The organism is Candidatus Nomurabacteria bacterium (assembly GCA_020632395.1).
Taxonomy (GTDB): Bacteria; Patescibacteriota; Dojkabacteria; order SC72; family JAHDCA01; genus JACKFQ01.
In genome coordinates, this window is sequence record JACKFQ010000011.1 from 1 (window position 1) to 12202 (window position 12202).

A 12202-nucleotide genomic window follows, 5' to 3' on the forward strand; every position below is an offset into this window, starting at 1 on the left:
TTCAAGGCTGAGTTGTTTGTAATGCAATATCTTTCTTACTTAAGTTAAATACAAAGTATTTTAACTCAAGTGGTGCACTTCGTTTGCGGAGTCAGGTTTGAAACCCTTTGAGATTGCTGAATTAGTGACGAGTCACAAACCTAATAGACTTACCGATCTTATATATATTGCAAATGAGAATCTAGAACGAGCATTACAGATTGCGAAGGAAAGAGGATATGACGTCTATTCAGAGACCGTACCGGAAAGCGTACCGTAGGGTTATTTTGTGGAGACGGCGGGAATTCCACCACTTGCTTCGCAGTGGTTGGACAAGCGAACAAAGCTTGATACTTGATCATACTTCACATCATTCTCGACACATGGTCGAGAACGCTGTGGACCTGGCGGGAATCGAACCCGCAACCTCTTCAATGCGAATGAAGTGCTCTAGCCAGATTGAGCTACAGGCCCACAACTTGCGTATTATATAGCTAAAAACCAATACTATACAATGACGATGATCTTGCTATCTATAAAGACCATGAGAATAATTAGCCCCTCCTCATACTGCACTAGAGGACTTCAGTTATCCCTGTCATTATGGGATTTGAAGTGATCAATTGCGAGAGCTACATTTGGAGCTAATTCTTCTGGGAGATCATTTGGGTAGAAATAGGCGGCCTCTGATCCGCTCTCAATAGTTAGATCGCTAGAGCCCTCGATCTCAGCTCTATAATGGAATAATACGTAGTAATGCGTGATATCAGCATGTTCATCGTAGCGATTAAATACATAAACAAATGGTTCACCTCCAGGGATTATTCGTAATCCTACCTCTTCTGCAACCTCTCTTATACATGTCTCTTTTATACTTTCTTCATCATCGCAAGACCCCCCTGGTACTTTCCAAAAAGTATCCTGATCCCTTACCAACAATACCTTGCCATCATGAAATATCACTGCACCAGATGCGAGTGTCACACTAGAGGTGTGATCTTCAGAAGTTAGTGCTGAATGTCCTTGAATTTCAGACATGTCCTCACAATTCCTTAATTAATTATTAAATGATACACACAACAATATCGATACTCAATAGAAGAACATGTGATAAGAACAGCTTTCTTTATGGCTACACTATATTATCGGTGTGTTATTCTCTCTACCCTTTAAGATCTTTCGACCTTCTTTCTTTTTGCCTTCACTATGGTAATACTGCGCGATTCTTCATACCTTTCCGCGATCTTTCTTATGCTTACATTACGACCTTTCACCCTTCTTACTATTGTCCTTCTTTTACCCCCACCTTGTACGGTGAACTTTCTCTAAGTTACGAACCTGTTCAGTTCGCTTATCATATGAACCTAAGATCGTTCTTTTGCCCCTTTCATTAGTATGCTCAAGAAAAGAACAGAACGTTTTAAATATACTTTCTAAATTTTGTGCATTTATGCCTGAATTTGGTAACAAAAAATAGTTTTTATACATATACTCCAACTGATCCTTTGTAAAAAGGTTTCTCCATACGGCCTCCCCAACTCTGACATTGGATATCGCAGTGACAAAATCTTGGTATACCGGTAGATTCTCTGGTTCGACCAAAGGTTTTGCTCTTTTTTGAAATTTTGCAAGAACGCATTGAACAGATGGTCTTGGTGAAAAATCACTCTGTTTGAATTGATATATCTCAGATATCTTATAGAAAGGATAATTTAATAATGATTTCAAAGATCCACCATATCGTTCATCCATCTGAGAACCCCCCCAATTCTCAAGAGCTTCTTTCTGCATAATAATATACGCGGTATTTAGGGAAGTTTTATAAGCAAGTACTTTATTTAGAATATCAGACGTGAAATTGAATGGAATATTAGAAAAGATCTTAAAGGGTGTTTTTGGGAGTGAAAGATCTAGAAAATTCGCATGAGTAATATGTACATTCTGGTATCTACCGAATCGCATAATTAGCTGTTCATAGTACACACGATCAGCTTCTATCAGATCTAATCTTCCCTCATCACTTAATCTTTTGAGAATTCTTTCAGCTATGATCCCCCTTCCCGAACCAATATCAATAACATGGTCAGTAGGATAAATTTCTACTTCTTTCAAGGCAAGTAATTCACCCACCAATACAGAAGATCTTATGAAATTTTGTGCGTGAGAGAGCTTTCTATCCATTTTGAGTAAAGAAGAGAGGGGTCGACAGTTGCAGTAGTTTTACAGAATAACCCCAGACTATAAGTTAGCGGGTTGTGGACCTGGTGGGACTCGAACCCACGACCTCTTCGCTGCCAGCGAAGCGTTCTAGCCAGCTGAACTACAGGCCCATGAATTACAGTATTATAACCTCTACCAATATTTCCGCAACTCGAATTTCAGATTTGTTTCTAACAGTGCTGTTCAACGATCCACACTATCTTTTCCAACATCCTGTTACCCCTACGCACTAAATCTTCAATCGATAATTCCTCATTCACCACACTGAAAACAATAATCCCCTATTCACTAAACCCTCCACCGACTGTTCCTCATTCACCACACTGCAACCGATAATTCCATATTCACCAAAACCACCACCGATTTTTCCTCATTCACGACACTGAAACCGATAATCCCTTACCCGCTACCGATCCTTGCTCTAGGGATAAATAATTACTTCTATCCATTACTGTAACAACCATAACACCTACCCTCTAGCAATCGCTAATACCCACAAATACTCGTAGTCATGAATTGGGCAGGATTCACTGCACTCCAGGTTCCGCTATACACCACCATAAAGTGTACATGGATACCGTAAGCTAAACCGCTCTGTCCCATCTGTCCGATAGCTTGACCTGCAGAAACGCTTTGGCCGGATGTGACATATAGCGAATTAAGATGACCGTAAACTGTCGAATAACCATTTCCATGATCAATAATCACTGTCCAGGCAAGACCCCATCCACCAACTTCCTGACCGGGTGGAGGACAGTTTCCTGATTGGCATCCTGAGAATGTCACAGTTCCGGGTGCTGCGGCAACTACAGCAGGATACGAACGATCAGCGATATCGATCCCATTGTGCCAACCGCTGAAACATTGGGTCAACCGACCACCTGTCGAAGGCCATCCGAGCCACCTAGAACCGCCTGTATTAGGTGTTTGTGAGACGCCTGTAGATACAGGAGAGGTAATACCTGAGTAGATCGGTGCGTTCCTTACAGGAGGAGGCGCAGGAGGTGCAGGCATAACAGCATCAGGGAGAAATATTTTCTGACCGACCTCAAGTACATATGGAGGTGCTAAAAGATTTGCATCTACGATCAACTGACCATTGATCTCATATTTTGTCGCCAAAGTCTCGATCGTATCACCACTCTTTATCTCAACTACAACTCCGTCACCCCAAGGGATGACCAATTCCATACCAGGTCGGATAAAATCATTTTCTGTAAGATCATTAGCCCAGAGAAGCGTTTGAACATTTAAGTCATATTGAGAAGCTATAGTACTGAGGGTATCACCACCTTTTACGATATAGGTCACTAATTCAAAGCGACCTGCATTTGTATTTATTTGAGTTTTTGTTGAAGAATTTTGGACAAACGTATCTGTCTTTTTGTTTTCAGATACATTTGGTATCTGTGAAGCTATTTGGTAATTTGCCTCTATAGCCTTAGTCCTATAAGTCCCAGACATAAAGACCAACATCACTAGAAAGATAGTAAAGAATTGCAACGAGAACCTAAAGAGGCTACTTCTGCCCCAGAACATACGACGAATAAGCATCCTTTTCACAACCTCCAACTGCGATCCGACCACCTCACCAAAAACCGACCCAAGTACAAAAAACACCCTGGTCCTGGCTGATAGATAGATAAAGAGATCTGACAGGAAACGAGTGATAGAAAACCTTCTGATAAGGGAATATGCTTTATCACCAAATGCTTTTAGCTTGCCGTTGAAGTTAAAGGCTGGTGCTCTTTCGATCGAATTTCCAGAGTCAAACCGGATCTCGTCGGTGAAATAGAGATTGTTCTCTATGACATCCTGAACTTCCTGAGCGACATGATCTGCTTCATCCACCAATTGCCTGAACTTCAAACCACTGAATATGTTTCGCTCACGCTTTTGTTTACTCCTAGATTCTGAACCCAAATCAATATAGATCCATAATTGAACTTGTCAGGTATTATACCAAATCCTGAATAGGAAAATTTTGAGTAGTATCAAGCTTCGTGTAAGGTAGCTAAGAACTCTGTATTATCTTTTGTCTTCTTCATACGCTCTATCAATACTTCTGTTGGATTCTCATCTCCTCCAAGCATTTCAAGCATCCTTCGAATTCTCCATGATTGATTTAGAACATCTTTATCGAGTAGCTTTTCCTCATTTCTAGTACTAGAACGAACGACATCAATAGCTGGGAAGACCCTTCTCTGTTGAAGTTTCCTATCCAGATGTAGTTCCATATTACCTGTACCTTTGAATTCCTCATATACAAGATCATCCATACGACTACCCGTATCAACAAGTGCTGTAGCAACAATGGTCAAACTGCCACCCTGTTCAAAATTCCTTGCAGCACCAAAAAATCTCTTTGGTGGATAAAGTGCCACTGGATCGAAACCTCCTGAAAGAGTACGACCTGATGTTGGCATCGTGATGTTATATGCACGGGCTAATCTAGTGATACTATCCATAAGGATAACAACATCCTCACCCCATTCGACCAACCTCTTTGCTTTTTCCAAAGCCATTTCAGCAACTTTACAGTTGTGCTCGGGCATTTCATCGAAATTTGATGCAAATACATCACCTTTCACACTTCTTTCCATGTCTGTCACCTCTTCGGGTCGCTCACCTACTAGTACTACCATAAGTTTCGCCTCTGGGTGGTTCTCTGATACACCATGTGCGATCTCTTTTAGTAGGGTCGTCTTACCAGCCTTAGGAGGGGCAACTATCATAGCCCTCTGTCCAAAACCGATAGGAGCAAGAAGATCGATCATTCGTGTTGAGAAAACTTCTTGTGTTGTCTCAAGTTTGATCTGTTTCTCCGGGAATATTGGTGTCATCTTGTTGAAATATGGGCGAGAGGTTGCTTCTGCTGCACTCTTCTGATTTACACTATCTACACGCAATAGACTTAGATACTTCTCTTTGTCTTTTGGTAATCTTGCAGGTCCAGTAACCATATCCCCACTTCGTAGATTGAACTTCTTGATCTGAGATCCTGAGATGTATACATCATTTTCACCTGGGAGAACGCCATCTGTACGCAATACACCATGGGTTCCATCCTTCATGATCTCCAATAGACCATCAACAAAAATAAACCCATCTTGCTTAGTAGAAGCCTTTAAGATCTCGATGATAAGATCTCGCTTACGAAGCTCCATGAAATCTTGCATCTTCAAACCTTTAGCCTTTGTACGTAGTTCGGCGATAGTAAGTTCTTCAAGGGATTTGAGGCTCATTGTCATAATTAAGGGAAATGGAAAATATTATTTATAGTTCGTGAAATGTAAGGGATTTTGTCCCTGTTCCACTGATAAAGAAAACTGTTGGCAACACCAGAGTATATTCAACGATGAGAAAGTAGTCAAATAGGAAAAAAGGGATCGGTACTGCCCCGACCGACCCCAATCGCTTCATACAAGCATTGTATGAAATGATCGAAGGACACGTCTGCGTGTCTCTCCTTAGTTCCCTAGTCCAAGGGTTCAGTACGAAGGGACTCTTCAACCAAACCCTGGGACTAAAGAACTCTATTAATACATTTATTATACCTAGTATTCCTTATATCTGTCAACCCATAACTCGAAGCCACATATCCACGTTTCTTATACTACTCTCATCCTAGCACATCCCATATCCACGTGCAACATTTGTTACGTAAATACTTCTGTATTTTCAGGTGTTACGCAAATTGTGGATAACAGCATGGTGAAAAGGATCCGGTTCCCATATTCAATTGATCGCTCTCAAATACCCTCTAAATGGACGAAACATGTTTGACTACCTGCTGGAAGACAGAAGCTTTTGAACTCTTTCGTGCACCCCTTCCACCCAACATTGGCATAAAGACTTTTTTATAACCCAACCTCTCAACCTCTTTCCTGACCTGATCGATACCATAAAATGGTTTGGTTTCTCCGGTCAACCCTACCTCACCTGCATATACATGCTCCTTTGATAAAGCCTTATCATTCAAGGAGGAGCTTATAGCGGCACATATCGCTAGATCCATGGAGGTAGAGTTTACATTCAATCCTCCAGAGATATTCACATAAACATCCTTATCTGCAAGAAACACCCCTCCCCGACGTGATAGAACTGCGCACAACATTTCTAATCGCTGACGCTTGATACCATTTGCTACTCTACGCAGAGGACCGGGTGATGAACCATGATCAACAACCAATGCCTGAACTTCAAGCAATACAACTCTCGAGCCTTCAATGACAGCACCTAATGCCGCACCGGGTGATAGATCTGCTGTATCTATAAATATCTCTGAGGGATTGGGTACTTCGCGGAATCCTTTTTCCATCATCTCAAAAATTCCGATCTCAGTAGTTGCTCCAAAACGATTCTTCAATGGGCGCAAGATCCTGAAGTATCCCTCTTTACTACCTTCGAAATGTATGACAGCATCTACCATATGTTCTAAAACTTTGGGACCAGCGATCGCACCTTCCTTATTTATCTGCCCAACTATTAACAGGATCTTATCCGATCGCTTAGCTAGCTCCATCAAACGCTGACCTGACAATCTGACCTGCGAGATACTTCCGGGATAACCTTTTGATGCCGAGGTCCTTACAGATTGGATAGAATCGACAATAACAAACTTGTGATCACTTTTTTCCAGTAAAGCGCAGACTGCATCAACATCGTTCTCAGGAGTGATCTCGATATTATCTCCCAGTGATCCTGATTCATTTACTCGGGTATACCTTTGTGACACTTGACCTACTGATTCTTCACCAGCAACATAAAGCACCTTATATTTTTGGGATAAAATGATCGAAAGCTGTGTTAGAAGTGTTGATTTACCAATACCTGGCTCCCCGGTCACCAACACTACCTCACCATCGACAAAACCCGATCCTAAAACCCTATCAAATTCACCAATACCGGAAGATATCCTCACAGATCTTCTCTGACCCTTGCCATGAGCGACAGATTTGATAGAGACAGCTTTTGCGGGGGTTGCGGGATTGGTTGATCCGGTAATAGTTGTTGACACCGACTCGTCCTCAAATTCTTCGTATGTACCCCACTCTCCACATGACGAACATCTACCTTCCCATCTCAAGGTCATATGGTCGCAATTAGTACAGCGGTATTTCATTACCTACTATCCTGATCAGATAAGTTGCAATTTTTCGTTCTTCATATTGAACTTCAAAGTCTTCTCTGCTCCATTACCTTTCTTAACAGAAGGATTTTCAAGTAGATAATCAGCAAGTACATCCTCTACTTTGTCCTGGAGCACTCTTCGTAAGTTTCTAGCTCCATATTCTTCACTGAAACCTTCCTTGACGATGTAATCGATCGCCGATGGGGATAAGATTGCCTGAACACCCATTTCGCGTAATCGATCGTTTAGATCAGCCAGAAGGATCTTTACGATAAGTCGAGCATCTTTTCTTGTGAGAGATCTGAAGATCACTATGTCATCTAACCTATTTAACAACTCTGGCCTTAAAGTTTTCTTCAATTTTCTTAATAATTCTTCCTTCATTGTGTCATAGGCATCCTCTATCTTTTCATCTTCTCGTTCTTCAAGATCCAATGCTGATGAGAATCCAAGCACCTTATCTTTCTGAATATCCTCAGCTCCGATATTAGAGGTCAGAACAACTACGGTATTTTTGAAATTCACCTTTCGCCCTTTTCCATCTGTCAGGTGTCCATACTCCATTATCTGAAGTAAGATGTTCAAAACATCGGGATGTGCTTTTTCGATCTCATCAAACAAGATCACGGAGTGTGGTTTCTTTCTGATCTTTTCAGTTAATTGTCCTCCCTCCCTATATCCCACATAACCCGGAGGCGAACCGATAAGTTTAGATACGCTATGCATTTCCATCATTTCACTCATATCTATCTGTATCAATCTGTCCACATCACCAAAAAGTAGTTTGGTCAAAACCTTTGCCAATTCAGTCTTTCCGACTCCTGTAGGTCCGAGGAACATGAGTGTAGCCCAAGGTCTGTCGGCATCTGAAATACCCGTCCTTGCACGCTTTATTGCAGATGCAACACTCTCGACAGCCTCTTCCTGACCTACCACTCTAGATCCTAGGTAACTCTCAAGATCCTTCAATAAGGCTGTTTCCTTACTATCGATGGTCTGTACCGGGATACCTGTCCATTTGGAAACTACTTCCTGAATTGTATCTAAGCCGACCTTATATTTTGCAGTATCTTTACTTTTCGAGCGCTTCTTCTCAAGCTCTTCCAACTTCTCTTTTAGTTCCTGTTCCCTTTTCTTCCATATTTTGGCATCTTCCATCCTTCCAGATAGAACAGCCTTTTCTTTGTGCTTTACGGCATCGTGATAATCACCCATGACATCAGCAACATCTTTATATTTGACTTCTAATTGTAATCTCCTAGATGCTGCAGCCTCATCAAGTAGATCTATAGCCTTATCTGGTAAGAATCTATCACTGACATAACGATGGGAAAGTTTAGCAGCAGCCTCAATTGATTCTTGCGAAATGTTGACCTTGTGATGCTTTTCCAATAATGGTTCTACCCTCTTCAATATCTGAATAGTTTCCTCAATACTTGGTTCGTCGATGAATATCGGTTGGAATCTTCTCACTAGTGCATTATCTTCCTCAAAATACCTAGTGTATTCGGAAGTTGTAGTTGCACCTATCACTCTAAAATCATCTCGAAGAAGTGCTGGTTTAAGTACAGATGCCATATCCATACCTCCACCTACCATACTTGATCCAAGGATATTATGGATCTCATCAATGAATAAGATCACATTTGTAGAATCGGTCACTTCATTAATTATTGCTATCATCTTCTCTTCAATATCTCCTCTCAACTTGCTTCCAGCAACTATCGCACTTAGATCCAATGCAATTATCCTTGAATTCATAAGCGAATTAGGAACTGTCCCGGCAGCGACCAGTTGAGCAAGCCCTTCCACGATAGCTGTTTTACCAACACCCGGATCTCCCACTATTATAGGATTATTCTTACTCCTTCGACTTAGGACATTTATTACCTGATTAAGCTCTTCATCCCTACCTACCAATGGATCTAACTTACCTTCATTAGCCAATTGGACAAGATCCTTTCCCAACATTGCTAATTGACCTTGGGATACCTGGTCGGATTCTGGTGCAGTGGGTTTAGCAAGGATACCGATCGGGTAAGTTGCAAAATTCACCAGATTATCCCTGAAATATTTAGAATTAAGCCCGATCGAAGCAAGATCTTTAGAAACGGTCATATCTCTTTGATCCAGAATTGCCATCAAAATATGCTCAGTTCCGACATAAACATGAGAATGCTTACTCGCCAATGAATATGCTATTCGCAAAGTGTCCTTACTCTCCTTTGAAAGCCTGACTGCAACATTTCCTCTGTTCTCACTAGCCTTCAGATCAAATGTTTTAGAACCAACAAATGTACGAACAACCTGATCAATATCTATCCCCATTGCTAAAAGAGCCCTAGAACCGAGAGAATCTGTATTACTTATGATCCCAAGGAAAAGATGCATAGGTGTAACCTCTCTCGAGAACAGGTCATCTGCGATAACCTGGGCGTACTTTAGGGACAGCCTTGCGTTGGCACTTAACTTGCTGAATGTATTACTTTTTGTTTCCGACTTTTTTGCTGGCATATTCTAATTATATCAATCTTAAGCAGTACGACCTCAATATTAAAATGCCCGGGTAGAGGTCGCTACACCGGGCATTTGAAAGATCTACAAGAGGCTATCAACTATTACTCTCTTCCGCAAGAACCTCATCTATCTGCTCCGCAAGTTCCCCTCTGGACACTTTCGAATCCGTATCTTTGGATACTATCTTTGATTTAGCCTTTGGTACTTCAGAATCCCATTTTAAACTAAGTCCCAGATGTCGCTCAGTTGACGATATAGAAAGGATCATAACCTTCACATCATCTCCTTCAGCTACAATATCTCTCGGGTCTTTGACCAACTTGTCCGACATTTCAGAAATATGGACAAGCCCATTCAAGCCTTTGTCTATTCTAACAAATGCTCCAAAGTCGACCACTTTTTGTACCTTACCTTCAACAACATCACCAACTTTATATTTCGCGATCACTTCAGACCAAGGATCTTCTTGTAATCTCTTGACACTATAAGCGACTCTTTTACCACCATCACTTACACCTATAACCATAACATCGACCTTATCACCGACCTTATAAAGTTCCCCGATATTCTCGACTTTGTCCCATGAAAGCTCTGATAGATGTACAAGTCCCTCAAGACCTGCAGCATTCACAAAGATACCATAAGGAGCAATACCACTAACCTCACCTTTCAGAACATCTCCCTCATCTACTGTTCTCAAGGTCTTTTCTCTCTGTTCGAGATCTCGAGCTTGAGTTACCATCTTTTCGGATAGGATGATCCTGTTCTTTTCACGATCCAATTCAATTATCCTCGTTTTTATCTCTTGACCAACAAGAGAAGTAAGTTTCTGTTGTACTCTAGCTGAAATATCTCTACCAACCTGTCTGACACCACTAGAGAAAACTCTTTGAGCATCAAGCTGAGATGTTGGTATAAAGCCTCGTATACCTCCCTGGAGTTCTACGATCACACCACCGTTGTTGGATTCAACAACTGTTGCTTCCACGATATCGTTTGCTTCTTTAGCCTTTTCTAGATCGATCCAGACACCTGCCTGTTGAGTTCTTCGGATAGAAAGTACCAACCGGCCTTCCTCATCCTCTGGTCGCACAACATAAACAAGTATCTCATCTCCCGGCTGTAAACTCTGTACATCAACAAGGTCAGAGCGAAGCTCCCTACCTGCGACTATACCTTCTGATTTGTATCCGACATCAACTATCAGTGCACCATTTAGGAGATCTATAACCGTTCCTTTGATGATATCTCCAGAAGACAAGGTCTTCAACTGATGAGAATCATCAGATACATATGAGTCGAACTGGCTATAAAGTTTGGAGGTGTCCTGGCTGACTGGATCTGAAACTGTTTTACTGTCTGCCATAAAATTTTTTGGACAACCGGATGTGCGGACTACCGGATGTCTGATAAAATTAATCTCCGCAACTGACGCGATTATAGCATAAATCAAGGATGAGAGAAGCTGCGTTCCACGAAATTGTGTAACACCCTATCTGGCTTTAATTGAACCACATTGAGAGCATATATCTTTGAATACACACTCACTATTTTCGGGTGATACACGAGCTTTACATACATACCTCCCATACAGAACGAAATGTGTGTTCACAAGGTGCCAATCTTCCTTTTTATAGAGCTTTTCAAGATCTCGGGCGATCAATTCAGGAGTTTTCTGATCTGTTAATCCTAACCTCGTAGCAACCCTCATCACATGAGTATCAGCACCGATCCCTTGATTTGCAGCATATAGATCATTCAGAAACACATTTGCTGTCTTAAGACCTACGCCGGGCAATTTGATCAATTCTTCAATTGTTTTAGGTACCTTCCCTGCAGATCCTTCATCGATCGATCGTGCTGTAGCAACGATATTCTTCGCCTTATTTCTATAATAATTAACAGACCCGATGATTTTCATCACCCCCTCTAGATCTGCACTTCCCAATGCTTTTGGATCAGGGAATCTTTGGAAAAGTTCTCTTGTTACTTTATTAACCTGCGCATCTGTAGTTTGTGCTGATAGGATTATGCATATTAGGAATTGGAAAGGGGTTTCCCAATTTTCGAGTTCAGACCTTGCATCTGGGAACAGTTCCTGCATTTTCATTAAGATATAGTAAGCTTTCTGCTTTTTTGTCATAATCGTATTATACCTTAACCAAACCAACCACAATGAAACCATCTGACAATAACAAGAACGGTAAAACTAGCAGCCCCCACACGACAAGCGAAACTAATCAAGCCGACACACCTAGCACTGCGAGTGCAACTAACCAGACCAACACGACCCATGCGACTGATGCAACCAACTCAACCAGTCCAGCGAACCCGACTAACACGACAGATCCG

General features: G+C 41.5%; 8 protein-coding genes and 2 tRNA genes. All 10 read right to left on the reverse strand.

What is annotated here, in order from left to right; all coding sequences use genetic code 11:
• Positions 1-378 precede the first annotated feature (378 nt).
• Positions 379-453, reverse strand: a tRNA-Ala gene (locus H6763_04390).
• A gap of 111 nt (positions 454-564) precedes the next feature.
• The gene (locus H6763_04395) at positions 565-1017 is read right to left on the reverse strand and encodes an NUDIX hydrolase (protein ID MCB9804031.1); all 453 of its coding nucleotides are present in this window, start codon (positions 1015-1017) and stop codon (positions 565-567) included.
• A 258-nt stretch (positions 1018-1275) separates the two neighbouring features.
• Entirely contained in the window at positions 1276-2160 is an 885-nt protein-coding gene (locus tag H6763_04400; protein MCB9804032.1) for a hypothetical protein, read from the reverse strand.
• Between the two features lie 75 nt (positions 2161-2235).
• Positions 2236-2309, reverse strand: a tRNA-Ala gene (locus H6763_04405).
• Between the two features lie 376 nt (positions 2310-2685).
• On the reverse strand, positions 2686-4122 hold the full coding sequence (locus tag H6763_04410; GenBank protein ID MCB9804033.1) for a M23 family metallopeptidase: 1437 nt from the start codon (positions 4120-4122) through the stop codon (positions 2686-2688).
• Positions 4123-4193: 71 nt separating this feature from the next.
• Entirely contained in the window at positions 4194-5450 is a 1257-nt protein-coding gene (rho, locus tag H6763_04415) for a transcription termination factor Rho (protein MCB9804034.1), read from the reverse strand.
• Between the two features lie 512 nt (positions 5451-5962).
• The gene (gene radA, locus H6763_04420; GenBank protein MCB9804035.1) at positions 5963-7324 is read right to left on the reverse strand and encodes a DNA repair protein RadA; all 1362 of its coding nucleotides are present in this window, start codon (positions 7322-7324) and stop codon (positions 5963-5965) included.
• Positions 7325-7339: 15 nt separating this feature from the next.
• Complete coding sequence (locus tag H6763_04425; GenBank protein ID MCB9804036.1) at positions 7340-9847, reverse strand: ATP-dependent Clp protease ATP-binding subunit; 2508 nt, start codon at positions 9845-9847, stop codon at positions 7340-7342.
• 97 nt (positions 9848-9944) lie between these two features.
• On the reverse strand, positions 9945-11216 hold the full coding sequence (locus H6763_04430) for a S1 RNA-binding domain-containing protein (protein ID MCB9804037.1): 1272 nt from the start codon (positions 11214-11216) through the stop codon (positions 9945-9947).
• 126 nt (positions 11217-11342) lie between these two features.
• Entirely contained in the window at positions 11343-11993 is a 651-nt protein-coding gene (locus H6763_04435; protein MCB9804038.1) for an endonuclease III, read from the reverse strand.
• Between the last annotated feature and the right edge of the window lie 209 nt (positions 11994-12202).

Bases quoted from the DNA above. Each gene is read 5' to 3' on its own strand.
- H6763_04395 (MCB9804031.1), bottom strand. From the start codon at position 1,017: ATGTCTGAAATTCAAGGACATTCAGCACTAACTTCTGAAGATCACACC.
- H6763_04400 (MCB9804032.1), bottom strand. From the start codon at position 2,160: ATGGATAGAAAGCTCTCTCACGCACAAAATTTCATAAGATCTTCTGTA.
- rho (MCB9804034.1), bottom strand. From the start codon at position 5,450: ATGACAATGAGCCTCAAATCCCTTGAAGAACTTACTATCGCCGAACTA.
- radA (MCB9804035.1), bottom strand. From the start codon at position 7,324: ATGAAATACCGCTGTACTAATTGCGACCATATGACCTTGAGATGGGAA.
- H6763_04425 (MCB9804036.1), bottom strand. From the start codon at position 9,847: ATGCCAGCAAAAAAGTCGGAAACAAAAAGTAATACATTCAGCAAGTTA.
- H6763_04430 (MCB9804037.1), bottom strand. From the start codon at position 11,216: ATGGCAGACAGTAAAACAGTTTCAGATCCAGTCAGCCAGGACACCTCC.
- H6763_04435 (MCB9804038.1), bottom strand. From the start codon at position 11,993: ATGACAAAAAAGCAGAAAGCTTACTATATCTTAATGAAAATGCAGGAA.